The organism is Ruegeria sp. P8 (assembly GCF_056534665.1).
Map to the genome: position 1 here is coordinate 86,324 of NZ_JBQERC010000010.1, position 25,437 is coordinate 111,760.

General features: G+C 57.2%; 24 protein-coding genes. 6 read left to right on the forward strand and 18 right to left on the reverse strand.

All coding sequences use genetic code 11. The features are described from left to right. Positions 1-3: 3 nt before the first annotated feature. The 6 genes from ACR0BZ_RS13050 to ACR0BZ_RS13075 form a co-directional block, all read right to left on the reverse strand. Positions 4-1,554 (reverse strand): efflux transporter outer membrane subunit, encoded by a 1,551-nt coding sequence (locus ACR0BZ_RS13050; protein ID WP_480920411.1) that lies wholly within the window; start codon positions 1,552-1,554, stop codon positions 4-6. A gap of 11 nt (positions 1,555-1,565) precedes the next feature. After that, positions 1,566-2,711, reverse strand: coding sequence for an HlyD family secretion protein (locus ACR0BZ_RS13055; RefSeq protein ID WP_480920412.1), 1,146 nt, complete (start codon positions 2,709-2,711; stop codon positions 1,566-1,568). A 21-nt stretch (positions 2,712-2,732) separates the two neighbouring features. Then, positions 2,733-3,095 carry a DUF3302 domain-containing protein gene (locus ACR0BZ_RS13060; protein ID WP_480485873.1) on the reverse strand — a complete coding sequence of 121 codons (363 nt, stop codon included), beginning with the start codon at positions 3,093-3,095 and terminating at the stop codon, positions 2,733-2,735. Between the two features lie 35 nt (positions 3,096-3,130). Further along, positions 3,131-3,700: a disulfide bond formation protein B gene (locus ACR0BZ_RS13065; protein ID WP_480485871.1), complete on the reverse strand. Its 570-nt coding sequence runs from the start codon at positions 3,698-3,700 to the stop codon at positions 3,131-3,133. Positions 3,701-3,710: 10 nt separating this feature from the next. Next, positions 3,711-3,866, reverse strand: a complete 156-nt coding sequence (locus ACR0BZ_RS13070) for a DUF5993 family protein (RefSeq protein ID WP_480920413.1) — start codon at positions 3,864-3,866, stop codon at positions 3,711-3,713. A 107-nt stretch (positions 3,867-3,973) separates the two neighbouring features. Then, positions 3,974-4,735: a DeoR/GlpR family DNA-binding transcription regulator gene (locus ACR0BZ_RS13075; RefSeq protein ID WP_480558590.1), complete on the reverse strand. Its 762-nt coding sequence runs from the start codon at positions 4,733-4,735 to the stop codon at positions 3,974-3,976. A gap of 179 nt (positions 4,736-4,914) precedes the next feature. Between ACR0BZ_RS13075 and glpD the strand changes: the two genes are divergently transcribed. Together glpD and ACR0BZ_RS13085 are read left to right on the forward strand one after the other, a co-directional pair. Further along, the gene (gene glpD, locus ACR0BZ_RS13080) at positions 4,915-6,501 is read left to right on the forward strand and encodes a glycerol-3-phosphate dehydrogenase (RefSeq protein WP_480920414.1); all 1,587 of its coding nucleotides are present in this window, start codon (positions 4,915-4,917) and stop codon (positions 6,499-6,501) included. A 195-nt stretch (positions 6,502-6,696) separates the two neighbouring features. Beyond that, positions 6,697-7,242, forward strand: coding sequence for a DUF2087 domain-containing protein (locus ACR0BZ_RS13085; protein ID WP_480920415.1), 546 nt, complete (start codon positions 6,697-6,699; stop codon positions 7,240-7,242). A gap of 42 nt (positions 7,243-7,284) precedes the next feature. Here the strand turns inward: ACR0BZ_RS13085 and ACR0BZ_RS13090 are convergent, their stop codons facing one another. The 11 genes from ACR0BZ_RS13090 to ACR0BZ_RS13140 form a co-directional block, all read right to left on the reverse strand. Beyond that, entirely contained in the window at positions 7,285-10,422 is a 3,138-nt protein-coding gene (locus ACR0BZ_RS13090) for an efflux RND transporter permease subunit (RefSeq protein WP_480920416.1), read from the reverse strand. 3 nt (positions 10,423-10,425) lie between these two features. Beyond that, positions 10,426-11,583 (reverse strand): efflux RND transporter periplasmic adaptor subunit, encoded by a 1,158-nt coding sequence (locus ACR0BZ_RS13095; RefSeq protein WP_480516752.1) that lies wholly within the window; start codon positions 11,581-11,583, stop codon positions 10,426-10,428. Positions 11,584-11,832: 249 nt separating this feature from the next. Continuing rightward, positions 11,833-13,551: a methionine--tRNA ligase gene (gene metG / locus ACR0BZ_RS13100; RefSeq protein WP_480920417.1), complete on the reverse strand. Its 1,719-nt coding sequence runs from the start codon at positions 13,549-13,551 to the stop codon at positions 11,833-11,835. A gap of 206 nt (positions 13,552-13,757) precedes the next feature. Next, positions 13,758-14,978 carry an MFS transporter gene (locus tag ACR0BZ_RS13105; protein WP_480920418.1) on the reverse strand — a complete coding sequence of 407 codons (1,221 nt, stop codon included), beginning with the start codon at positions 14,976-14,978 and terminating at the stop codon, positions 13,758-13,760. 80 nt (positions 14,979-15,058) lie between these two features. Then, the gene (locus ACR0BZ_RS13110; RefSeq protein ID WP_480920419.1) at positions 15,059-15,655 is read right to left on the reverse strand and encodes a YceI family protein; all 597 of its coding nucleotides are present in this window, start codon (positions 15,653-15,655) and stop codon (positions 15,059-15,061) included. Next, entirely contained in the window at positions 15,652-16,866 is a 1,215-nt protein-coding gene (locus ACR0BZ_RS13115; protein WP_480920420.1) for an MFS transporter, read from the reverse strand. The genes ACR0BZ_RS13110 and ACR0BZ_RS13115 overlap by 4 nt, the downstream gene beginning before the upstream one ends. A gap of 62 nt (positions 16,867-16,928) precedes the next feature. Then, positions 16,929-17,549 (reverse strand): ImuA family protein, encoded by a 621-nt coding sequence (locus ACR0BZ_RS13120; protein ID WP_480920421.1) that lies wholly within the window; start codon positions 17,547-17,549, stop codon positions 16,929-16,931. Positions 17,550-17,597: 48 nt separating this feature from the next. After that, positions 17,598-18,179 carry a retropepsin-like aspartic protease family protein gene (locus ACR0BZ_RS13125; protein ID WP_480920422.1) on the reverse strand — a complete coding sequence of 194 codons (582 nt, stop codon included), beginning with the start codon at positions 18,177-18,179 and terminating at the stop codon, positions 17,598-17,600. 41 nt (positions 18,180-18,220) lie between these two features. Next, complete coding sequence (locus ACR0BZ_RS13130; protein WP_209504138.1) at positions 18,221-18,841, reverse strand: MarC family protein; 621 nt, start codon at positions 18,839-18,841, stop codon at positions 18,221-18,223. Further along, positions 18,838-19,230 (reverse strand): ACT domain-containing protein, encoded by a 393-nt coding sequence (locus ACR0BZ_RS13135; protein ID WP_480920423.1) that lies wholly within the window; start codon positions 19,228-19,230, stop codon positions 18,838-18,840. The genes ACR0BZ_RS13130 and ACR0BZ_RS13135 overlap by 4 nt, the downstream gene beginning before the upstream one ends. Further along, on the reverse strand, positions 19,227-21,077 hold the full coding sequence (locus ACR0BZ_RS13140; protein ID WP_480920424.1) for an ABC-F family ATP-binding cassette domain-containing protein: 1,851 nt from the start codon (positions 21,075-21,077) through the stop codon (positions 19,227-19,229). Before ACR0BZ_RS13140 ends, ACR0BZ_RS13135 begins: the two co-directional genes overlap by 4 nt. Positions 21,078-21,184: 107 nt before the next feature. On the opposite strand from ACR0BZ_RS13140, the gene ACR0BZ_RS13145 reads away from it, so the two are divergent. Then, positions 21,185-22,387 (forward strand): multidrug effflux MFS transporter, encoded by a 1,203-nt coding sequence (locus tag ACR0BZ_RS13145; RefSeq protein WP_480920425.1) that lies wholly within the window; start codon positions 21,185-21,187, stop codon positions 22,385-22,387. 115 nt (positions 22,388-22,502) lie between these two features. Continuing rightward, on the forward strand, positions 22,503-22,925 hold the full coding sequence (gene ndk, locus ACR0BZ_RS13150; RefSeq protein ID WP_008757405.1) for a nucleoside-diphosphate kinase: 423 nt from the start codon (positions 22,503-22,505) through the stop codon (positions 22,923-22,925). A 59-nt stretch (positions 22,926-22,984) separates the two neighbouring features. On the opposite strand, the gene ACR0BZ_RS13155 is transcribed toward ndk, so the two are convergent. Beyond that, positions 22,985-23,332 carry a TfoX/Sxy family protein gene (locus tag ACR0BZ_RS13155; protein WP_267364152.1) on the reverse strand — a complete coding sequence of 116 codons (348 nt, stop codon included), beginning with the start codon at positions 23,330-23,332 and terminating at the stop codon, positions 22,985-22,987. Positions 23,333-23,806: 474 nt separating this feature from the next. Here ACR0BZ_RS13155 and ACR0BZ_RS13160 point away from each other — a divergent pair, with 474 nt between their 5' ends. Both ACR0BZ_RS13160 and ACR0BZ_RS13165 read left to right on the forward strand, forming a co-directional pair. Then, a complete protein-coding gene (locus ACR0BZ_RS13160; protein ID WP_480920426.1) occupies positions 23,807-25,066 on the forward strand; it encodes a CHAD domain-containing protein in 1,260 nt (419 codons plus the stop codon). Between the two features lie 3 nt (positions 25,067-25,069). Continuing rightward, the gene (locus tag ACR0BZ_RS13165) at positions 25,070-25,417 is read left to right on the forward strand and encodes an AAA family ATPase (RefSeq protein WP_480920427.1); all 348 of its coding nucleotides are present in this window, start codon (positions 25,070-25,072) and stop codon (positions 25,415-25,417) included. Positions 25,418-25,437: the final 20 nt, after the last annotated feature.

A 25,437-nucleotide genomic window follows, 5' to 3' on the forward strand; every position in this document is an offset into this window, starting at 1 on the left:
CACCTAATTCAGGCTCGCGCGGGTTGGGGTTTTCTGCAGCAGATCGCCCCAATCCGTGCGATAGGCCATCTCGGCCAGAACGGTTTCAGGCAGGAATTCCTGATTTTGACGGATTTGCCATCCGCCGCCCAGGCCCTTGTAAACCGCCACCAGGTTGCTGGATACTTGCTGCCGCGCCTCGATCAGGTTGGCCTGTGATCGCAATAGCGCGGTCTGGGTGTTCAGAACACGCGAATAATCGGCAATGCCGTCTGTATACTGGTTGACGGCGATTTCGGCAGCTTTGCGTGAGGCCTCGACACTTTGCTGATAGAACCCGACCTGCTTACGTGCCTGCGCATAAGCGACCATGGCACTTTCAACTTCGGAATAAGCGGTCAGCACAGTGTTCTGATAATTCGCAATCAGCGCCTGGTAAGCGGCGTCTTGCGCGCGAACATTGTTCTTGATGCGGCCATAGTTCAGCACATTCCAGACCACACCAGCACTGGCCAATCCGGTTGTGCTGCCACCGCCGAACAGATCGCGCCCGCCGGATGCCTGCAGACCGATCGCGCCCGACAGGATAAATTGGGGATACAGATCCGCCATCGCGATGCCCACCTGTGCTGATTGCGTGGCTGCCGCCAGTTCAGCCGCGCGCACATCCGGGCGGCGGCGCAGCAATTCAGCGGGAACGCCCACAGCCACATTTGCTCGGGCCGATGGAATGCGTCCGGTATTGCCCAACAGACCGGTCATGCGTGAAGGTGTCGTGCCCAACAACACCGCAAGCGCGTTCTTGGTCTGTTGCAGGTCGCTTTCCAGTTCCGGTACCAGCGCTTTAGTGTTGTTCAGTAGGGCGGTGGATTCTTGCACATCCAGTTCCGTGGTGACGCCATTGTTGAACCGCAGCTGAGTCAGGTCTGCCGAGTCCTGCTGCAATTTGATGTTCTCGCGCGCAATTGCCAGCGTCTCCTGCAACGCCCGGATATTGACGTAAAGCGCGGCGACATCCCCGGTCAGCGTCACCAGCGCGTCGTCGTAGTTTGCTACTTGCAGGGCCAGATTGGATCGCGCGGCCTGAACGCCGCGCCGCTGCGCGCCCCAGACGTCCAACTCCCACTGGGCATCGAAGCCGACTTGCGAGGTCGAGAACTCGGTATCCAGCGGGATGACGCGATTGACATCCGAAATTGGCCCTAGATTGTCGCTGATCTGGCGCCGTTCAAGCGAGCCGCCTATGGCCTGCGACTGTGGATAAAGCTCGCCAAAGGCGATACCCAGTTGTGCGCGGGCCTGCAAAACCCGCGCGCCAGCGACCTGAAGTGTCAGGTTCTGGGCGTAGGCCTCGGCAATCAGTTTGTTGAGGGTCGGATCATTGAATGTCTGCCACCATTTCACGACAGGCGCACTGCGCGAGGTCAGCCCGCTTTGACCAGTGCTGGGGTTGTTGACCTCGATCCACTGTTTCACGACCGGTGATTTGGGGCGCACGAAATCCGGCCCAACGGGTGTGCAGGCCGCAAGAGTGGCGGCACAAATGGCGGTTCCCAGCAATCTGCGGAGTGTCATGGCGTGCATCCTCAGATATCCAGAGGTCGGATGAAGTTGGCGAAAGAATAGAGGCGGATGTTGATGCGCCTCAGAAACTCAAAACTCTTGCCTTGACCTGTATAGATCGCCACAGCGGCATGGCCGCCCGCTGGGAAAATGTGGTCTTCTGGCACATCGACGGTGATTTGAACCGCAATCCGACCGGGCAGTTTGGGCAGCTCGAAACCGGGCAGGCGGCCCGACGGGATGAGTTGCCCTTGCCGGGTCGCCCACCAGATCGCTTCGACCTTGCCCGTCAGGATTTCACCGGGATAAAGATCAAGCGCGACTTCGACCTCTTGTCCCGGTTCGACAAATTTCAGGTTTTGCTGGCGGAAAGTTGCCAGAATATAAGGGCTTTCTTCGGTCACGAAGCTGGCAATCGCACCCAACCGGACGTCACCGACTACCAATCCGGGGCGGGCCTGCTGTGAGACGATCATGCCATTTTCAGGCGCATAGATTGTTGTGTTTTCCAGAAAATACTCGGCTTCGGCCAATTGCGCCTGCGCCTGAAGGATGCCCGTGTTCACGCCGTCAATCTGCGATTCCAGCGCCAGTTGAGCCTTGGTCAGGTTGGCCCCAGCCTGTTTGACGGCGGCCTGATCTTCCGTCACCTGTTCGTTCCATCGATCCAGATCGTCCTGACGGGCGCCTCCGGCCGGAACAAGATTCTCATACCGCGCCTGTTGGGTTTGCGCATAGGCCAATTGCGCATTGGCCCGTTCGACAGCTTCGGTCGACGCAATGACATCCTGTTCAAGGATTTTGGCGTTCTGCTGTGCCGCCACCAACTGGGCCTGCGCATTATCGACCGCCAGCGAAAACACCGTATCATCGAACCGATACAGCGGATCTCCCTTTGTTACCGGTGTGTTCGGTTCGACAAGTACCTCGGACAGGATCGTCGGCTGTGTCAGCTTGGGGATGATCTGTATGGTCGAACGTACCACGTGGCTGTCTGCTGAAAACGGCTGAAAGAAGCGCAATGCCACAAGGAAGATCAACAGCAGATGTGCACCCACCCAGAACGAAACAATGCCCCAGGCAATGTTGAACTTCAGCCATTCCAGCTTGAAAAAAATGAGCCAGACGAAAATGATGTAGAACAGCGTGATGCCGAGGGCGACGAACATAGGAATTAGGGTCCTTCGGTCTTAACTGGGTTGTGTGTCATCTGTGTCCAGACGATCCTGGTATTCGGGTTTGACCTTGCCGCCCAGGCGTTTGATTTCATCGCGAATGGCATCTTTTTCCTCGTCCGGGCCCCGGCGAATATCGACCGTGACGCCATCGTGAAAAGCCCACATGAAGGCGTGAACCCAAGGCACGACAGCCAAAAACCCCATCCATCCCATGATCTTTACGGCTTCGGCATGGGGATGATTACGTTTGATCGCGATCCGCCCCGGAAGGCCCATAATGAACAGGAACAGCGCCATAACTGCTGCAAGCAGCAGGATCAGCGCGACTAATGTCAGATAGTCATAATAGCCCAGCGGCTGGCCCAATAGTCCCATGTGTGTGCCTCCATCAGGGGAAGGTTAGGGTATCCTCAGTCATTCGTTTTCAGTTCGTCAATCAACTTGTAGTCCGTTGGCGGGTCATCACAAATGCCCGGTCCGCATTCCAGCAGAGTTGAACCAGCGTTCAGTACGGCAAGTGCCAGCATGACAAAGAAGGCGGTTTTGGCCAGCTTGTTTCCCCCAAAATGTACCTCGCTGGCCGCGCCCGAGTCATATTGGCGATCAAACAGCAGCATGAACGACGTACCCAGCAGGACAAGGAAAAAGGCGATGCCCGCCCAAGTGTAATAATGCAGCCCCAGAACGGGCGATCCGTAATGGCCGGTTCCAGGCACAATGTGCAACAGGATTTGCCGGATCGAAACACTGCCGCCATACAAAGCGGCAATGAGCATGATGGCATAGTGCTGCGGTCGCGCGCCATAAAGCAGGTTCAGGCCCAGCCCGACGCCGACGGCTACAAAGCCGACACGCTGCAACAGGCAAAGCGGACAGGGCAGTTCGTAAAGGACAAGTTGATAGAAGAACGCCAGCGCCAGAACGAGACTGACGGCCAGCATTCCGATCGCGTTTAGTGTACGTGACAGTTCGGGTGTCATGATGAGGCCCTCAAAGCTGAATTGTCAGCTGACTGGTGGCGTGGAATTTCAACCAGTAGATACTCAGGGCAATCGTAAGGAAGAACAGCGCATTGCCTGCCTTTGTCATGTTGAAATAGTTGAGCCCCATCGTGGCAGTAAGTAATGCAAATAAAAACGCAATCATGGCCCGGTGCTCCCCTCCCGTGCACATATCTTTATGCAAACGATAGTGTCAGGCCGGGTGGCATCTGGCAAGCGGCGCGGTAAATTGGAGACTATTCTTAATGTCCGCTAGTTACACAGGACGATGTCCGTTTGCCATTCCTGACCGCGCAGGTGCAGATCGCCAGGTAACGGCGCATCCGTGTAAATCGCATCGATTTCAGCCAAAGAAGCGATGCGCGCCGGGGCCGAGCGGTGAAACTTGGAATAGTCGGCAACCAGAAATGTGCGGCGTGCCTGCGCAATGATGGTCTGGCTGACTTGTACCTCCTGAAAGTCGAAGTCCAGAAGATCTCCGTCAGTGTCCAAAGCTGAACAGCCGATTACGGCAAGGTCAAATTTGAATTGCCGAATGGTCGAAACAGTCAGGTTCCCGATCAACCCGCCGTCGGTGCGCCGCAGGACGCCACCGGCCATGACGACCTCACAATCCGGGTTCTCAATCAGAATGTTTGCGACATTGATGTTGTTGGTCACAACCATCAGATTCTTGTGGTTCAGCAATTGCCGCGCCACGGCCTCGGTCGAGGTTCCGATGTTCATGAAGATCGATGCGCCGTCGGGGATATCGGTGGCGCAAGCCTGCGCAATACGGGTCTTGGCGTCGGCGTTCAGGGCACGGCGGTCTTCATATCCGATGTTTGACACGCCCGAGCGCAGCACCGCGCCGCCATGCACCCGATCCAGTTTACCTGCCTCGGCCAACTCGGTCAGGTCGCGCCGGATCGTCTGGACCGTGACACCAAATCTTTCGGCCAACCCGTCAACGGTGACGCGGCCTTCGGCCCCGGCAATGTCCAGAATGTCAGATTGGCGAAAAGACAGGGACATGGTGTTTCCAAACTTGAAGTGTTTCTTTCGTTTTTGTTCTTTTTGGCCGATTTTGCAAGAACGGTATTAGGAGATTTCAGGTTAGTGTTGCAAAGCGAAAAAATTCGAACATAAACATTGACCATACGAAGGATGTTCTGGCAAATGCCTGTCATCCATCCTGACAAGGAATCATTGGCATGCAGTCAGCGGACGTTCAGACAACGGACCTTTTTATCATCGGGGGCGGGATCAATGGTTGCGGCATCGCTCGGGATGCTGCTGGTCGCGGGCTGTCAGTTGCTTTGGCAGAGATGAATGATCTGGCCTCGGCCACGTCATCAGCCTCGACGAAATTGTTTCATGGCGGTTTGCGCTATCTGGAGTATTTCGAAATCCGTCTAGTCCGTGAGGCCCTGATCGAGCGTGAAACCCTGTTGCGTGCGATGCCGCATATCAGCTGGCCGATGCGCTTTGTGCTGCCCTACCACAAGGACATGCGGTTTGACTCGGAAACGCCGACCTCACGGCTGCTCAGCACGGTCATGCCGTGGATGCGGGGGCGGCGTCCGGCCTGGCTGATCCGGTTGGGTTTGTTCATGTATGACAATCTGGGTGGCCGCAAAATTCTGCCGGGCACCACATCACTGAACCTGCGATCGGCTCCGGAAGGCGTCCCGTTACAGGACAAGTTCGAAACGGCTTATGAATACTCTGATTGCTGGATCGAAGATTCACGGTTGGTGGTCCTGAATGCCCGCGACGCCGAGGCGCGCGGTGCGCAGATCATGGTGCGAACCGAGGTGATTTCGGCCGAGCGGGTGGACGACCTTTGGCAGATATCCATTCGTAATCGCAACAGCGGCGAAACCCGTCTTGTCCGGGCCAGAATGCTGATCAACGCGGGTGGCCCTTGGGTCGGTGACATCATCCAGACCAAGATCCGTGTCAACTCACGCGAGGGTGTTCGGCTTGTTCGGGGCAGCCATATTGTGACGCCCCGGCTGTATGACCACGACAAGTGCTATTTTTTTCAAGGCGAAGACGGCCGCATCATTTTCGCCATACCATACGAGCAGGATTTTACCCTGATCGGCACAACGGATCAGGATCACCCAGACCCTGACACGAAACCCGTCTGTACCGAGGCCGAGCAGGAGTATCTGTGCGCTTTCGCATCGAAGTATTTCAAGCGCGCTGTGACCCGCGAAGATGTTGTGTGGACCTATTCCGGTGTGCGGCCGCTTTATGACGACGGTGCCAGCAGTGCCACCGCAGCAACGCGAGATTACACGCTGAAAGTCGATGCGCAGGGTGGGGCGCCTGTATTGAACGTGTTTGGCGGCAAGATCACCACCTATCGCAGGCTTGCGGAAAGTGCTTTGGAGAAGGTTGGTGAATTCTTTCCGAATATGCCGGGCCCCTGGACCGCTGGTGTGGCGCTGCCGGGCGGTGACTTTCCGGTTGACGCTGTTGAAGCCCTGACTGATCAGCTTCAGGCCGCGTATCCTTTTCTGGGTGCCGCCTGGGCTGCACGCCTGATCAGGGCCTATGGAACCGAAGCAACAGATGTCCTTGGGGATGCGCAACAACTGACTGATCTGGGCGAGGATTTTGGCGCAACCCTGACCGCGCGGGAAGTCGCGTGGCTGATCGACAAGGAATATGCACGGACCGCCGAAGATGTCGTCTGGCGGCGCAACAAGCTGGGCCTGCGACTGAATGCCGAGCAGATCGCGCGGATCGACGGCTGGATGGCTGAACGGCTGGCCCCCGGCTCGACCTGATCCATCTTTCTATCCTCTTGGCGGGTGATGAGTGTTGTGCTAGCCGTTGGATACGGTCGGCAGACACCGAGGCGTCGCTGCTCTTACCCAGAGTGCTAAACCTGCCAGTGTATGTGAAACTATCGCAACCATCAGGGCGTTGTTTCGTCAAGTCAGCGACCAACGATCGCGCAAAACGCCCGATATGGATTTGTGATGAGCAAAACTCCTGTACCCTTGCACGCCGATGATCTGACCGGATTCGTGCGTATCCTGTCCCAACAACTTGGCGACTCCAGCCCGTCGCACCTGAACCTGATGAACATGGTCGCCCGTGCCGCCGGGTTTCAGAACGTGCAACATATGCGCGCCACCAGCGCTGCTGCCAGGCGGATCAAGGCCCGTCCGAAACAACCGGCAGCTGACATGCGCACGGTTGAGCGCACATTGCACCTGTTCGACGCACAAGGCAGACTTCGGCAATGGCCGTCAAAACGATCGGTGCAGACTTTGTCCTTGTGGGGGCTCTGGTCTGCGGTACCGGCAGCCGCGGTGCTGCAAGAGGGTGAGGTCAACGCGTGCCTCAATGCCGAACATTGTTTTGATGACCCTGCAACCCTGCGCCGGACCATGATCTCCTGTGGGCTGCTGACACGGAACCGGGATGGATCGGATTATCGCCGGGTCGAGCAGGCACCGACACCAGAGGCAAAGGTGGTGATCCGCGAACTCTCTGAACGGCGGTGCGGAAGACCAGACTGACGCCAGAAAAAAGCCCCGCTGATGGGCGGGGCTTTGATCGGATCAGGCCGCTTCTTCTGAAGGGCCGGGATCGTTTTTACTGCCTTTCAGCCACTCACGCATGCTTTGCATCAGGGCGTAGAGGACAGGCACCACGATCACGCCAACCAGCGTCGCGGCCAACATGCCACCGAACACGGCGACACCGATGGCTTTCTGGCTGGCCGCACCCGCACCATTGGCAGCCAGCAGCGGTACGACGCCTAGCAGGAAAGACAGGGCAGTCATCATAACAGCGCGGAACCGCTGATGAGCGGCCTCGACGGCAGCTTCCTTGATCGAAAGACCCTTGGCGCGCTGTTCCATTGCAAACTCGACGATCAGAATGCCGTTCTTCGAGGCCAGACCCACCAGCATGATCATACCGATCTGTGTATAAAGGTTAATATCACTGCCAACGATGGCAACTGCCGCCACCGCCCCGAACAGGGCCACGACCACTGACAGCAGGATCGAGACCGGCATAGTCCAGCTTTCATACTGTCCAACCAGAAACAGGTAACCGAATAGGATAGCCAGCCCCAGAATGACGATCACCAGGCTGCCTGACGCCAACTGTTGTTGTGCCGTTCCTGTCCATTCGAACGAGTATCCCGGCGGCAGAGCCGAAGCAGAGACCTCTGTCATCGCGGTGATCGCATCGCCGCTGGACAGGCCCGGTGCTGGCACCGCTGTCACCGTTGCCGACCGGAACAGGTTATGCCGTTTCAGCAGAACCGGCCCCAAAACGTTTTCCACGTCAATCAGGGTACCCAGTGGCACCATGTCGCCCTTCTGTGAACGCACATAGAGGCTGGCAATGTCATCGACATTGTCGCGATAGCTGCCTTCCGCCTGGATCATTACGCGATAGACGCGACCAAACAGGTTGAAGTCGTTGACATAATACGACCCCAGCTGGGCCTGCATGGTTTGGAAGATTTCAGCCACCGAGACGTCCAGTGTCTTGGCTTTCTCGCGGTCCAGATCCACGAACAGCTGCGGAACGTTAGCACGGAATGTCGTATAGGCTTGCCCGATCTCGGGTCGTTGGTTGGCCGAATAGACAAACGACCCCACAGCCGATGCCAGATCCTGCGGTGAACCGCCACCGGTTTGCTGCACCTCCATCTCAACCCCGGCAGACATGCCGAGACCCTGAATTGGTGGCGGGTTGAAGGCAACGGTCGAGGCTGCGGTCTCGTTATTCGCGATGGCCAGCACCTTGGCCAAAATGGCCTTGGCGCTCAGGTCTTCCTCCTGCCGTTCGCTCCAGTTGTCGAGGTTCACGAAGATGGCAGCGCCGTTGGTGATTGTGCCGTTCAGCAATGAAAAGCCATTGATCAGAACGGTGCTGGACACACCCGGGATCTCGCGTATTTGGTCATCGAGGCGCTTTGTCACGGCCTCGGTCCGTTCCAGTGTCGCGGCGTCAGGCAGTTGCACGTCGACAAAGAGATAGCCATTGTCTTCCAGTGGGATGAACCCGGCGGACGTGTTCGACATGATTGCCCCTGTTCCCATACCGAGCCCAACCACGATGGCCAGCGCGATAGCCGGAAAGACAAGCAGTTTGCGAACAATGGCGACATAGCCGTTGCGAACGCCACCAATGAAGTTTTCGAACAGTGCAAGCAGCCCTTTGGGCGGCCCTGAGCGGGCCTTAAGGACCAGCCCACACAGCGCGGGCGACAGTGTCAGCGCGTTGATGGACGAGATCACAACAGCGGTCGAGATCGTGACAGCGAACTGAGAGTACAGCCGCCCTGAGATGCCCGGCATGAAGGTCACGGGCACGAATACCGCCAGCAATACCAGCGTGGTCGCGATGACCGGGCCTGTGATCTGCCCCATCGCCTTACGGGTGGCTTCGGCTGGGGGCAGCCCCTCATCAGCGATGATGCGCTCGACGTTTTCGACCACGACGATGGCGTCATCAACCACGATCCCAATGGCCAATACCAGCGCGAACAGCGAGATCGTGTTCAACGACATGCCGAAGGCCAGCAAGAAAGCAAACGTGCCGATCAGTGAGACCGGGATGGCAACCGCGGGGATGATCGTCGCGCGCCAACTTCCCAGGAACACAAAAACGACCGAGATCACAAGTGTGAAGGTCAGGATCAGTGTGGAAACAACGTCATTCAACGAGGCTTCGACAAAGTCGGTCGTGTTGAAGGGGACATCATATTCGACATCCGACGGGAATGCGCGGGACAGCCGCTCCAGTTCCGCCTGCACGCGCTCTGAAACGGCGAGGGCGTTTGCGCCGGGGGCTTGATAGATGCCGATGACGGTGGCAGGCACGGCCTGAAAATAGCCGGATGCCGAGTAGAACTGTGCGCCAAGCTCAACTCGGGCGATGTCCCTTACGCGGACAATTGCGCCAGCATCTCCGGTACGGATCACGATATCGCCAAATTCTTCGGCGGATGTCAGTCGACCTTTGGATTTGATCGTGTATTGAAAGGTCTGCCCTTCGGGCACAGGCGGTGCACCGATCGAGCCTGCAGACACTTCGATATTCTGTTCGCGGATCGCGTTGATCACATCACCTGGTGTGATGGACAGGGCGGCCATCTTGTCAGGGTCCATCCAGACCCGCATGGCGTATTCAAGGTTGGTCAGAACATCAGCCTTACCCACGCCTTGCACACGCGCCAGCGCATCGCGCAGGTTGATCGAGGCATAGTTGGAAAGAAACACGCTGTCATAGGTGCCATTGGGCGAGGTCAGCGTGACCAGCATCAGCATATTGGTCGACGATTTTTGTGTGACAACGCCCGAAGATGTCACTTCGGCGGGCAACGACGACATTGCCTGCGCCACCCGGTTCTGCACGTTGACCGAGGCGATATCGGGGTCGGTGCCAACTTCGAAGGTTACGTCCAACGAATACGAGCCGTTGTCAGACGATCTGGATGTCATGTAGATCATGTCGTCCACACCGTTGACCTGCGCCTCGATCGGTGCGGCAACGGTGTTCTCCACTGTTTCCGCATTTGCGCCGGTGTATTTGGTGGAGACGTTGACCACGGGCGGGGTAATGTCCGGGAACTGCGCGACCGGCAGCACCAGATAGCCGATGCCACCCATGATGGTCAGCACCAGCGAGATGACAAACGCCAGCTTTGGCCGGCTGATGAACAGGGCTGAGAACATCGATTACTCTCCCGGCTGTTCAGAGGCGACGACCGCGTCAACAGCCACGCCGGGGCGGACCCGTTGCAGGCCCTCGACAATCACGCTTTCGCCCTCACGCAAGCCTTCCGTAACGATGATGGCAGTACCTTCCGTGTTGCCTGTGGTGATGTATCGCTGCTCCACCATCTGTTTGTCGTTTACTACAAGAACAAAGTCACCACGCTGGTCGCGTTGCAGTGCAGCTTGCGGCACCAGAACTTGCAGGGTTGGTTGCAGCGCTTCAATCTGCACGTTCACGAATGCACCATCCAGGATCAAACGGTCGGCATTTTCGAACTGGGCGCGCATTGTGATCGCACCGGTCAACGGGTCGATACGATTGTCAACGAATACGATCCTGCCCGTTTCATCCAACTTGGTTCCATTTGGCAGCGTGATATGCACATTGGGGCTTTGCGGGCTGTCAGCAAGAGAGGCGGAATTTGCGCCAACGGTCTGAAGAACCGAAGTGAAGATTTTTTCGTTGAGCGAGAAATTCACATAGATCGGCGTCTCGCTGACAATGTTCACCAGCGGGGGGTTGGTCGGGCCTACCACATCGCCGACACTGGTGGTGATGCTGCCGATACGCCCATCAAAAGGCGCGTGGATCTGTGTATAGCTGAGGTCCAGTTCGGCCTGCTGGATCGCTGCATTTGCGGCCTTGACCTGAGCCTCGGCGACCAGTTCGTTTGCCCGCGCGATGTCACGTTCGGATTCAGGTGTCGCGTCGCGCTTGTAAAGCTCTTCCTTACGCGCCAGGTCAACCTTGGCCAACTCAAGATTTGCCTCGGCCCGGTTCAGATCAGCTTTTCGGGCCTCCAATGTCGCTTCGTAAAGGTCCGGTTCGATGGTGAACAACAGGTCGCCTTCTTTGACCGTTGCCCCATCCTCGACATTTCGGCTGTTGAGAAAACCGTTCACGCGGGCGACGATGTCGACCTTATTGATCGCCTGAGCGCGCCCTATGAAGGAAGCCTCGTCGGTGATTTCTTCGGTGTAGGCGGCCGCAATCGTAACTTTCGGTGCCGCTCCTTCGTCCTGTGCAGTTGCAGGTTGGGCCAGTCCCAGGGATATCAGCAATAATGCGGTGGCAATTGGATTGCGGGCCTGAGTTGGAAAAGGGAAAACTTGGGACATGGCGAAAGCCTCGTGCATTTCAGAAACAATTGGTGTCCATCCCGGCGGTCACAATCGCGCGAGTCGACAAAACTTGTTTGCAGGATGGCTTGTTTACCACGATTTCTCAAGCGCGATGAATCCCGAGGTGGTTCGCGATGACGCCAAAAATTTGAGCAAGTAAGCTGGTTTAGGTGTCGGCCCGTTCCGAGGTGCCGAACGAAAACAGGGGCCAACGGCCCCCGTTTGAGTATCCGAATATCAGGGTGGTCAGCCGCGTTTACCAGCGAATTTTGCCTGCCATTCTTCGCGCTGTTCGTCTGTGATCTTGGCGAACAGAACGTCTGGCACGGTAAGGTCGTGACCCGCGGGTAGCGCGTTCAACGCTGCGGCTACGTCTTCCGGCCAGCTGGTATCAAGCGTGTTCATGGCGCTTAGCATCTTGGCCGAGGTATCAGGGATGAACGGCGCGCTGAGCACCGCATAGAACCGGATCAGGTTCAGGCCCAGACGCACCTGCGCAGCGGCCCCTTCGGGGTCTTCCTTAAAGGTTGACCACGGCGCCGCAGCTTGCAGGTATTCATTGCCAGCCACCCAGATGGCCCGCAGTTCCTGAGCCGACTTGCGGACGTCCATTGCTTCCATATGCGCCTCATAAGCACGGACGCGTTTGGTAAGTTCATTGATCAGAGCGTTCTCACGCTCGCCAAACTCACCGCCTTCTGGCACCACCTCACCAAATTTCGAGCGACAGAACTTGGTGATGCGGCTGACGAAGTTGCCCAGAACATCGGCCAGATCCTTATTCACGGATTGTTGGAAGTTCTCCCACGTGAACTCGCTGTCGCTGCTTTCCGGCGCATGGCTCAGCAGCCACCACCGCCAGTAGTCGGCTGGCAGAATCTTGAGCGCCTGATCCATGAAAACGCCACGCCCCTGCGAGGTCGAGAACTGGCCGCCGTCGTAATTCAGGTAGTTGAAGGATTTCAGGTGGTCGACCATTTTCCACGGCTCGCCCGACCCTAGAATAGTGGCGGGGAAAGAAAGCGTGTGAAACGGCACGTTGTCCTTGCCCATGAACTGGACATATCGCACATCGTCCGCACCCTTATCGGTGCGCCACCAGCGTTCCCACTCGGAATCGGGTTTCCCGGTCGAATCCGCCCATTCCTTGGCACAGGCGATGTATTCAATCGGCGCATCGAACCAGACATAGAAGACCTTTCCTTCCATACCGGGCCAGTCCTGATCGCCTTTCTTGACCGGAACGCCCCAGTCCAGATCGCGGGTGATCCCCCGGTCTTGCAGCCCGTCGCCATCATGCAGCCATTTCTTGGCAATGGATGTGGTCAGGATCGGCCAGTCAGTTTTGCTGTCGATCCAGGCATCCAGCTGATCCTTCATTCCCGACTGGCGCAGATAGAGGTGCTTGGTCTCACGCACTTCCAGATCGGTCGAGCCCGAAATGGCCGAGCGCGGTTCAATCAGGTCGGTCGGATCCAACTGCTTGGTGCAGTTTTCACACTGGTCGCCACGTGCGTTCTCGTATCCGCAATTGGGGCAGGTGCCCTCGATATAGCGGTCGGGAAGAAAGCGACCATCTGCGTTGGAATAGATTTGCTTTTCCGTGACCTCGCGGATCAACCCGGCCTCATCCAGCTTTCCGGCAAAATGTTGGGTCAGCTTTTTATTCTGCTCGCTGGATGAGCGGCCAAAGTGATCAAAGCTCATCCCAAAACGTTTGGCGATGTCGGCCTGAATTTCGTACATGTCCGCGCAATACTCGGCCACCGGCTTTCCAGCTTTGGCAGCGGCCAGTTCGGCCGGGGTGCCGTGTTCGTCTGTGGCGCACAGGAACATGACCTCGTTCCCCCGGCCACGCTGGTAGCGTGCATACAAGTCGGCAGGCAGTTGCGAGCCGATCAGATTGCCGAGATGCTTGATCCCATTGATGTAAGGGATCGCCGAAGTGATGAGAATCCGAGCCATATTCCGTTTCCGCATATCTAACTGCGCGTTCGTCTAACCTAAGTCACCGCTCAGCAAAAGCCCGGTTTCGTAGATGACTGGAATAACTCTGATTTGTAACGCGCGCCTGATGGGACGACCAAGCCGCCGATGGCCGTTGTAATACTGTCAGACTGTGGTCAGCCAATACGCAGACTCTGCGCAATGCAGGGCTGCGGGTCCGCTTTTCATTCCTCGCGGGCGCGTTTCAGCAACCTTCCGACCGTAAAGGATGTACGTGGTGCGTAGACGTAATTGGTTCTTTCCGCGGGTGTCGGACGCGACCGCATCCGGGCCAGGCCGAAGCCGATCAGGAATACGTGGCCGACCGCAACAAATGCAAACAGCGCGCTGGGGCCGAAATCCTGGATCAGTGTTGACGTGATATAGGGTGACGCAATAGCCCCCAGCGCGTACCAGAACATCAAGGCGGCAGACAACTCGACCCTTTGTTCGGTTGTCGCAAAATCGTTGGCATGTGCGGATGATACTGAAAAGATCGGGAATGTCGTGAACCCAAAAAGCGCCGCTGCAAGCATGACACCGACGGTTCCCGTGTCGCTTGCCGCCATTGTGACCCCGCAGCTTAGTACCGCCGCGACCGAAAGCCAGATCAAGACCCAGCGCCGGTCGTATTTGTCCGCGAGCCATCCCATCGGATACTGCGCCAGTGCGCCGCCCAGAACGAAAGAAGCTAGGAAGAAGGCGATTTGATCCACTCCCAGCCCGACTTCCTGACCGTAGACGGGCCCGACCATTCGGAAAGATGCTGAGCTGAGTGCAGAAACAATGACGCCTGCAACGGCCAATGGCGAACTGTGCCAAGCCAGTTTCGGGCGCAGCCGAGGTGCGTCAGGCGTCCTCGGTTGACTTGCGCGTGTCAGCGTCAGCGGCAGCAACGAGGCGCAGCACAGGATCGCCAGGAGGTTATAGGAAACATACGAGGCGGGTGGCAGGACGGCGATGATCAACTGAGCACTCAGCGAGGCACCCATATCGACGATGCGATAGGTGCCCATGGCTCGTCCACGTGTCTCATTGGTCACTTTTGCATTCAGCCAGGCTTCGATGACGGTGTAACTACCTGCCACACATGTGCCCGAGGCGATGCGCAACGCCGCCCATACATAAGGATTGTCTGTCAGGGTGTGCCCGATCAATCCCATCGCGCCCAGCGCCGTGCATACAGCAAATGCGCGGGAATGCCCGACGCTGCCCATCAGTCGCGGCGCCCACCAGCAACCTATGAAAAAGCCGAGGAAATGTGCCGAACCCAGCATACCGATCTGTTCGGTCGAGAAGTTCAGTGTGATTCCGGAAATGGCATCAAGTGGCCCGACGCCGCCCGTTGAAAGCTGAAGCAGAATGACCGAAAGAAACAGAGCGGCAAATGAAATGATCGTGCGCATGGTTTTCTCAGATAGGCGGCGTCACCGGACAATGCGCGCATCTATTCGACTTTATCCAGTCATTTTTTGCTTTTTGTGGTTTAGGTTGCGCGAATGATCTCGGCATGGATGTTCAGTCCGACGTTTTTTCCGACCAGATCATGATAGCCCGAAGCGTCGAAGTCGTGCCGGTTCAAAGTCCCCGTCAAACCTATGGACAGGCGGTTCAGGTCGTTCGCGGCTGTTCCGGGCTGGCGGTAGAGGTTGGCCTCCAAGGTGACCGGGCGCGTGATACCGCGAACTGTCAGTTCCCCCGTGATACGAGCACCATTCGATATGCGCCCATCCGCGCCCAGTTGAATGTCAGTCGATACGAACTGAATTGTCGGAAAGGTTTTGGTGTCCAATACACTGGGACCGAGCATTGGCATGCGGGCAAAGGGCAAGCGAGTCTTGGCCATGTTAACATCCAGAACCACTGTGACCTGGCTGTTTTGCAGGCGGTGCATGTCAATCTGTACGTCAGCCTGCCGGATCGGCATTGAACCGGTCTGGGGAATGCCAGACAGATCAAAGGTAAAACCAACCACGGTGGTTTTCGTTGACAAAATGTATGGCTGCAACCCGGCTTGCACGGTACGGGCCAAAGGCAGAGCCACCATCCCTGCAAGCACCAAGCGGCGGGACAGGTGTGTCATGCCATGACCGTGTCCCGTCTGGGGCGGGATCTTTTGATCAACATCAGAACGATGGCAATGTTCAAACCGTTCCAAAGAATTCCGTTGACGAAGGCCAGTTGGTAACTTCCGGTGACATCGTAAATCCAGCCTGACATCCATCCGCCAAGCGCCATGCCAAGGATGGTCATCATCAGGACGAATCCGACTCGCGCACCGGCTTCTTGCGGCGGCATGTATTCGCGGACAACCAAAGCGTAGCTGGGCACGATGCCACCCTGCGCCAGACCGAATAGCAAGCTGATCACGTAAAGTGAGACCATCCCGTCATATGGCAGGAACAGGAACAGCGCGATGCACTGCAAGACTGAGCCGATCAAGAGCGTCATGACGCCGCCCAGACGGTCGGCCAACAGGCCCGAGAGAATACGGCTGGCGACGCCACCTAGCAGCATCAGCGATAGCATTTCAGCCCCCACTGCGGGGCCATATCCCAGCCCGACGCAATACGACACGATATGGACCTGTGGCATGGACATTGCGACACAACATCCAATGCCGGCCAGACCAAGAATGTACTGCAACACGCGTGGTGAAACGCCGACAGTGCGCGCGTTGATCTGGGCTGTGGCCGCGGCTGTGCTGTGTGCTTCGACCGGGACCTGACGACGCAACAGCAAGGACAGGGGGATGACAATCAGCAGCGTCAATAGCGCCAATGTCAGGTAGACCTGTTGCCAGCCATCCCGTAACAGAATGCCGGACAGCAGGGTGGGCCAGATTGCGCCAGAGATATAGTTTCCGCTGGCCACCAATGCGACGGCGAACCCACGCCGCTTCATGAACCAGTGCGAGATATCGGCGATCAAGGGGCCAAACCCGATCGATGTTCCCAGCCCGACCAGCAGATGCGCCGCAGATAGTAGTGTTATATTCGGGGCCAGCGTTGCCAATAGATAGCTGAAGGCGCTTAATACAGCGGCACCGATCAGGGCGCGTGTCACGCCCAGCCGGTCCACCAGTTGTCCTAGCCACATATTGCCCAGCGCAAATCCGATCATCGTAAGCGTATATGGCATCGAGGCTTCGGCGCGACTGGCGTCGAATTCTGCTTCGACAGTAGGCATGACCACGATGACCGCCCACATCCCTACATTCGCCACAGTTGCGATGGCGAGCGTGATCAGAAGGCGAATCCAGGAATAGCGGCTGTCATGGATCGGATGGCTCATGCGGCGACGCTAGGGTGCGATCCGGAGTTTGGCGAGTCACATCTTGCGTGATCCTTGCGGCTTCACGTCAGAATGTCCTCTGTTTCAATGCGTTTCAGGTGCAGACCGGTGCGGGCAGCAGTCTGAGTGGCCTGCCAGCTGACCGGGGGCAGGGCGCGGGCGCGGCGGCGGGTCAGGGTCCAGTGTCTGGTATCTCCCTGATGGGCGGCGGCCATGTGCCAGCGTGTCTCAACCCCTTGTGCGCCGCCATCACCGGGCGTCAGCAGCAAGCCAAGCGGGGCTTGGCCCATCGTACCGCCTTGTTCTGCGGCCAGATGCATCCGCCGCACCGGCGTCAGCCCCGGCGCGCCGGGCAGGTCGCCTATGACCAGCGGGATGGCCCCGCTGCGCAGCGCCTCTTCAATACACCATAGCAGATCTTCGGCGCGGGTGGGGTGGACGAACAGAAAACGCGCCGGATCAGCAAAGGCCATAATTCCGTCGGGGTTCAGTTGAGCGGGCTCCCACGCGGGGGAAATCCACAGCACGGGACCCTGTGTCTGACCGGCCAGCCAGATGGCAAAGCTGCGTCGGGCAGGTCCGCAAGCCTCGTGCACGCGACCCGGTTGCAGGGTGATCTGCGAATGGAGATTTATCCCCGGGATCTGACGTGCAGGTTTGGGACCAAGAAGCTGAGCAGACATGCCCGCAAGCTATCATGTTCCACTTTTGTTCTCAAGAGGTGAGGAGCATCAACGGGACAGGATCAGCTTGCCATCCGCAAACTGAATGCTTGAAAAACGGTGCAGATATTCCATCCCCAAAAGAGACTTATCCAGTTCGCCCTCGTTGACCCAGGCCGAAACGTTCTGATCCGTAATGGGTCCTATCGTCAGGGTCTCAAGCCGCACCGGCGCGGTACGCACCTCACCGTTTGCAGTCAAGGCGCGCCCGAAATAGTTCAGCTGATCGGGATCAATGCCTGCCCGTTTGGCATCCCGCGCGTTCAACACGATCTGGCTGGCACCGGTGTCGACAAGAAAGGTGATCAGCTCACCATTCACCAGAACCGGAAGGTAATAATGGCCATCATAAGCGCGGGGAACCTCAACCGAGTTACCGGTGACACTCATCCGCGGCGCGGGAGCGACCGAGGAACGAATATCCTCCCACAGACCGACCAGTGCAATGACCCCGACAAAAATGAACACCCATGCCATGACCTGCTGAAACGTCTTGCCAAGCGACTGCCGATTATGCGTGACAAACCACATCAGCAGCGCCGCCCCCAGCAGGGCCAGATAGATCAGGCGTCCAATATCGAAACTGTCCATGCGGTTCCCGGAAATCCCCTTAACCTTGTTAATATGGGGGCTTAAGATGCGAATCCAAAGGCCTTGAGGCCATCAAGAATAAACTGAACAGACAATGCAGCCAGCAGCATCCCAAGAAGCCGGGTCAACACATTCAGCCCGGTTTTCCCCAAAAGCCGTGCCACGGCCCCTGATGAAAGATACATCACAAAAACCATTGCCAGAACGACCAGCATAACGCCGATGACAACCGCCAGACCCTGAATGCCGGGATGTTGACCGGCCAGCAGGATCATGGTGGCAATCGCACCGGGCCCTGCAATCAGTGGGATGCCCAGCGGAAACACTGACGGGTCTGGATGTTCTTCTTCTTCGGCACTGTTTTCACGACGTTTGGTCCGGCGTTCAAACAGCATGTCGAGCGCGGTCAGAAACAGAAGAACACCTCCCGCAACGCGAAACGCCTCCATCGAGATGCCGACAAAACCCAGCAACGCTTCGCCAAAGGCCGCGAACATGGCCAGAATGCCGCCTGCCGTCAGGCACGCGCGTATCGCGACAGAGCGGCGCGTGTGCCAATCCATGTTCTGGGTCAGGGCCACAAAAATCGGGGTTTGCGCCGGTGGATCAAGAACCACGAAAAGCGTTGTGAACGCAGTGATCAGAAATGCGGTGTCAATCACTCTTTGCTACTCTGTTGCAGATGTTTCAAAATTTTTAGGGCGTCTTCGGCCCGTCCGGAGGGAACATAAACATGATCGTGGTGATAGCCCGCAACCATGTTCGCCGGAATTCCGGCCTGTGCCAACACCCCCGAGACCGCAGCGGTCAGACCCACGCCTTCCAGCGAGGAGTGCACCTGAAGCGTGATACAACGCATAGCAACCGCCTCTTTTGATGCGCAACGGATCGGAACGATTAAAGACAGCCCTTCGGCCTCGACATAACTGGCGCGTGTCCCGTCGGGCCAGTCGATATCTTCGGGCCAGACCACAAATGCGAATTCGTCGGGTTGAATTTCGGGGTGCATTCCCGCGATCATCGCTTTGGTTTCAACTACGGGATCGCTCATACCGTTTCTGCCTGTTCCAGTCGCTCGGCAGCGGCGATCCAAAGCGCTTCTGCTTTTTGCATGGCCTCGACCACCTCGGCGAATTTGCGGTTCCAGGTTTCCAGATCGTTGATCTTGTCGTCTTCGTAAAGCGCCGGGTCGGCCAGTTTTGCCGCGAGCTTGTCGTGCATCTCTGTCAGTTTCTCGACCCGGTCCTCGCATTTGCGCAGGTCCGCCCGCAGTGCCTGCATGGTATCGCGCGAGGCACGTTTGGGCTTCTCTGTTTGCGGCTTTTCTTTCACCGGCTTGTCACGCGCCAGCAAAAGGGCCCGGTAGGATTCAAGGTCACCGTCATAAGATTTGACCGTACCGTCCGAGACCAGCCACAACCGATCGGCAACAAGCGACAGAAGGTGCATGTCGTGGCTGACCAGCACGACAGCGCCGGAATAGGCGGTCAGTGCTTCGACCAGCGCCTCACGGCTTTCGATATCCAGATGGTTCGTCGGTTCATCGAGGATCAGCATATGCGGTGCGTCGATGGTGGCCAGCAGCAGCGACAGGCGTGCTTTTTGCCCACCCGACAGGCGGCCAACCTCGGTTTCCGCCTGTGCTGCGTTCAGGCCGAACCCCGCCAAACGCGAGCGCCACTTGCCCGGCGCCTCGTCCGGGCGCAGGCGGCGCAGGTGGTCCAGTGGCGTTTCGTTCACATAAAGCTCGTCCACCTGATGCTGAGCGAAATACCCGATGCGCAGCTTGTTGCTGCGGGTCATCTTGCCTGCCATCAGGGGCAGGCGGTCTGACAGCAGTTTGGACAGGGTCGATTTACCCTGACCGTTCTTGCCCAGCAGCGCGATGCGGTCATCCTGATCGATGCGCAGGTTCAGGCGGCGCAGTACTTCGGTTTCGCCATAACCCGTCACACCGCCTTCAATCTGGATGATCGGTGGCGACAGTTCCTCGGGCTCGGGGAAGGAAAACGCACGCAGCGCGGCCTCTTGCGGGGTTGAGACCAACTGGATGCGTTCAATCATCTTCAGGCGCGATTGGGCCTGTACGGCTTTTGACGCCTTGTAGCGGAAGCGATCCACAAAGCTTTGCAGGTGTGCGATGCGGGCCTTGGCCTTTGCATTCTCGGATTCCGCCTGCGCTAGACGTTCCGCCCGCCGTTCGGCGAATTTGTCATAAGGCACGGCGTAATAGGTGAGTTTGCGATCCTCCAGATGCAGGATCGACCCTACGGCGCGGTTCAGCAAGCCCCGGTCATGGCTGATGATTATGACCGTGTGCGGATATTTCGCCAGATAGCTTTCCAGCCACAGCGCGCCTTCGAGGTCCAGATAGTTGGTCGGTTCGTCCAACAGCAACAAATCCGGCTGCGAGAACAAAACCGCCGCCAAGGCCACTCGCATCCGCCAACCGCCCGAGAAATCCGAGCAGGGGCGCAACTGGTCTGCGTCGTCAAACCCCAACCCCTTGAGGATCGAGGCCGCGCGGGCCTCGGCCGACCAGGCGTCGATATCGGCCAGCCGCGTCTGGATTTCGGCAATTCGCGTGGGATCTGTTGCGTTGCCAGCCTCGGCCATCAGGGCGCTGCGTTCGGTATCAGCGGCCAGAACAGTGTCGATCAGCGAAACGTTGGACGAGGGGACCTCTTGCGCGACCCCGCCAATGCGGGCGCGCTTGGGGACCGAAATATTGCCCGATTCCAGCGCCAGTTCCCCGCGGATCAGGCGAAAAAGCGTGGTCTTTCCCGTGCCATTCCGGCCCACAAGGCCAACCTTGTGACCGTCTGGTATGGTTGCGCTGGCGCCATCAAACAATGGGCGGCCTTCAACGGCATAGGTGATGTCTTCGATCCGTAACATGGAGCGCTCTTAGCAGAGGTGTGATGCCGCCGCCAGCGGCTTGGCATTTTCAAGTGTCAAGCAATGTGTTAGCGCTGTCTCGTTTGCTTTTTGAAACGGGTTTCCACATGCGCGCGGCCCGGACGCCTCCATCCCTGATCGCGTTGATCTTTGCTACGGCGCTGTCTGTACTGACGCTCAACATGTTCCTGCCGTCGCTGGCACATATGAGTGAAGATTTCGCTGTGGATTACGGTCTGATGAACCTGTCGGTCGCGGGGTATCTGGCGGTTTCGGCAGTATTGCAACTGATTATGGGCCCTTTATCGGATCGCTTTGGTCGCAGACCTATCCTTTTGATTTGTATATCAATATTTGTCCTTGCGTCGATCGGATGCACATTGGCTGGATCGATCTGGGTTTTTCTTGGCTTCCGTCTGCTTCAGGCTGCTGTTGTCGCGGGCTCGGTCCTGTCCAGCGCGTCGATCAGAGACCGTTACGCACCGAATGAGGCGGCAAGCAAACTCGGTTACGTCGCGATGGCCATGGCTTTGGCCCCGATGCTTGGGCCGATGTTGGGTGGGGCGCTGGATATGCTTTTCGGTTGGCGCTCGGGGTTTGTCCTGTACTCATTGCTTGGGGCAGGGTTGCTGGTGCTGCTTTGGTTCGACATGGGCGAGACCAACACCAACCGCTCGTCCACATTTGGTGCCCAACTGCGCGAGTATCCCCATCTGTTCCGTGCCCGCAGGTTCTGGGGCTATGCCTTATGCGCAGCGTTTTCGATTGGAGGGTTCTACAGCTTTATCACCGGTGCGCCGCTGGTTGCTGCAGCGTGGTTCGACCTGAGCCCTGCAATGCTGGGGCTGGGGATTGGCATCATCACCGGCGGGTTCATGGTTGGCAATTTTGTCACCGGTCAGATTGCGGCCCGGACGCGCCTGACGACAATGATCTTGTCAGGGCGGATCGTGGCCTCGACCGGGCCGTTTTGTGGATTGATGCTGTTTCTCGCTGATCTGGGATCGGTCTGGGTCTTCTTCGGCTCGGCAATCTGTGTCGGCTTTGGCAACGGTTTGACCAATGCCAATGCCGCGGCTGGCGTCATGTCAGTACGCCCCGGACTGGCAGGAAGCGCGGCAGGGCTGTCGGGGGCAATGATCGTGGCTTTGGGCGCTGTTCTGACCTCAATGACCGGCGCGTTCGTTTGCCCCGAAAATGGGCCGTATCTGGTACTGGGCATGATGTGGGCGTGTAGCTTTGCTGGCTTACTGGCGGTGCTTTACGTCCGTCGACTGGACCGCGTCGACCCTTTGCCGGACACAATCTGAATTGCAAAGCCACGGGCAAGGCATCATTACACTTTTCATGGGCCAAAGTCCGTGATACCCGGCGCGCGATGGATTTCGGCGCGGGTCCCGCGTCACATTATAAGGAGAGGCCGACATGGCACTGGAACGCACATTCTCGATCATCAAACCCGATGCAACCCGCCGCAACCTGACCGGCAAAATCAACGCCAAGTTCGAAGAAGCTGGCCTGCGCATTGTGGCGCAAAAGCGCATTCACATGACCAAAGCTCAGGCTGGCAAGTTCTATGACGTTCATGCCGAACGTCCGTTCTATGACGAACTGTGCGAATTCATGTCGTCGGCTCCGGTTGTTGTTCAGGTTCTGGAAGGCGAAGGCGCCATTGCAAAGAACCGTGAAGTCATGGGCGCAACCAACCCTGCAGACGCAGCACCCGGCACCATCCGCGCCGAGTTCGCGGAATCGGTCGGTGAAAACTCGGTCCACGGTTCGGACGCTCCGGAAACCGCAGCGGTTGAAATCGCATATTTCTTCTCGGGCATTGAGCTGGTCGGCTAAGCCACAGCCATTGCTGACAGATTGGGGCCGCATCCTTGGTTGGGTGCGGCCTTGTTCGTTCAGACCTGCTTTAGGTCCTTTTGTGCAACACGAACTCCGATAGCGTCCAGATCTGCAATCATCTGGTTTTCGGGGGCAGCCGCGTTACCGGCTTTGATTGCGTCGAACCTTTCGCGCAGGGCTTTTTTCTCGTCGCCCTTGCAGTCGTTCCACGGCCGGCCCTGCAATCCCATCACCAGAACGTAATATCCGATGAAATGCGCCCTGGTGCCGGCGCGCAACAGGCGAGCATAGGCTTCGTCCGGCCCCAGTTCACGCAGCGCCTCGGCCGAATGAATACCAGCACGGGCGCAGGCCTGTTCAAAGGCGGGGCCAAGGTTTCGGATTGAAGATACTGGTTCGCTCATAGCGGTGTCTTACTTCGGCGCCCGGGGCCTGTCACCCCGTGAATACACTCGGTCGCAGTCATAATGCCTTGATGTCCTTTCGGGTTCCGCCGAGACTGAACAAGAAAACCCAGAATGGCGTTGGGGCAGCCCACCAAACAAAGGGGCGGGCGCGCAAATGACCGTTGAGAAACCTGTAAAGGGGTTTCTGAGTTTGAACTGGAAAGGCCTATCATGACCAGATCGTCAGGCGATCAGTTCATTTTCCCAGCGAAGATTGACGAAACGGCACTGGCACATGCCATTGCCGGGTTTTCCCCAAAAGCTTCACCCGATAGTTCCGTCGCAGCTTTCGCATTGCTCGATTGTCACGATCAGTCATTGCGCGCCTCCGGTCGTGCTTTGATCCATACTGGCGGGATGTTGCACCTGCTGCGGAAGGATCATGGCCCTTTGTCTCAGCAATACTCGGGGTATCTGCGGTTTGCGCGGGACTTGCCAGAAGGGCCGGTTCAGAAGGCGCTGAACGACTTTCCTGAACTGCGGGCGCTGACGCAGATCGGTGTTGGGGAGATCAAGGTTCAGACCTTTGCCGTACTAGATGATCTGCAAAAGACAAAAGTCAGGGGAACTTTAACGTACATGTCGACGCCATCAGGGCAGGCGACTATTGTACGAATTCAGAAGTTGCGCGGGTACAAGAAGGCTTATCAGTCGGTCTGTTCCTCTATCGCCAGCATTACGGGCGGTGTTCATGATATTGAAACGCTCTATTCCAGCCTGGTTCCAGACATGGTTCCCTATCAGGCCAAGCCTGAATTGAAGATTGGTCAAGCAGAACCTTCCTGCGAAGTCGCTGCAAAAATCATTCAAACATATCTGCGGGTTGCGCGGCAAAACGAAGAGGGCGTGATCGCTGATATCGACACTGAGTTTTTGCACGATTACCGGGTATCGTTGCGCAAGATCAGGTCAGTGATCAGCCTGTTCAAGAGTGTGTTGTCCGTAGCCCAGACGGCCGAGCTGAAGCGGGTCTTTTCCGACCTCATGACCCGTACTGGACCTCTGCGTGATTTGGATGTCTACCTTCTGGAAAAAGACAAGTATTTCAATCTTATCCCGCCGAATCTTCACTCAGGACTGTCCGAGATGTTTGATCAGTTTCAAACGGAACGTACACAAGAGCAACTGCGCCTGTCACGCTGGTTGCGCAGCGCCGACTACACGACGTCCATGACCGACCTGACCGCAATGTTCGCAGGTTCAGATCACTTGGACCTTGGGCCAAACGCGCATCTCGGTGCGTATGACTATGCCTGCGCGCTAATCTGGAAGCGCTATCGCAAGGTGTGCAAACTGGCGCGCGGCATAAGCGACGATAAACCAGACAGGACGGTGCATGACCTTCGTATCGAATGCAAAAAACTAAGATATCTGATGGAATTGTTTGCCCCATTATTCGATTGGAATGGTTTGAAAATGATCCTTAAGCCATTGAAAAAACTTCAGGATAGTCTTGGTTTGTTCAACGACTATTCTGTTCAGCAAGATGCGTTGATGACCTTTGTTGCGTCTCGCGCCGATACGCAAGGCCGCGTGGACGCGCAGATCGGTTTGTCCGTGGGCGGCCTAATCGCTGTGCTTGATCAACACCAAAAGACGGAAAGAAAGCGCGTTGTCGCAAGTTTCCATCAGTTTGACGGGCAAGAAATCCGGCACATGTTCCGCAGTCTGTTTCACCACAAAAAGGAGTAAGGAATGAAAATCATTGCCTTTTACTGCAATAAGGGCGGTGTTGGACAAACCGAGACTTCCGTGAACCTTGCCTATGTCTGTGTGCAAACCGGTCGGCAGGTTTTGCTGTGCAATCGCGATTCTGGGGGTGCGTCTGGGGTCCTTTCTCGAGCCGCCGATGAAATCCTTTTTCCTGCCATTCCCACAACCCTGTTCGAGCGGTTATTTGGTCAACCGGTTAGCATTTTCGACAAACACAATATGCATCAGATAAGCTGCGGGCGTTCTTTTCAATGGCGCAGCATCGGGCCTTTGCCAATACTTACGCAGGTCGCGGCGCGGCTGGCAAGCATACCGGGCGCAGTTCGATGAGCTGGAAGAAAGAGTGGGGG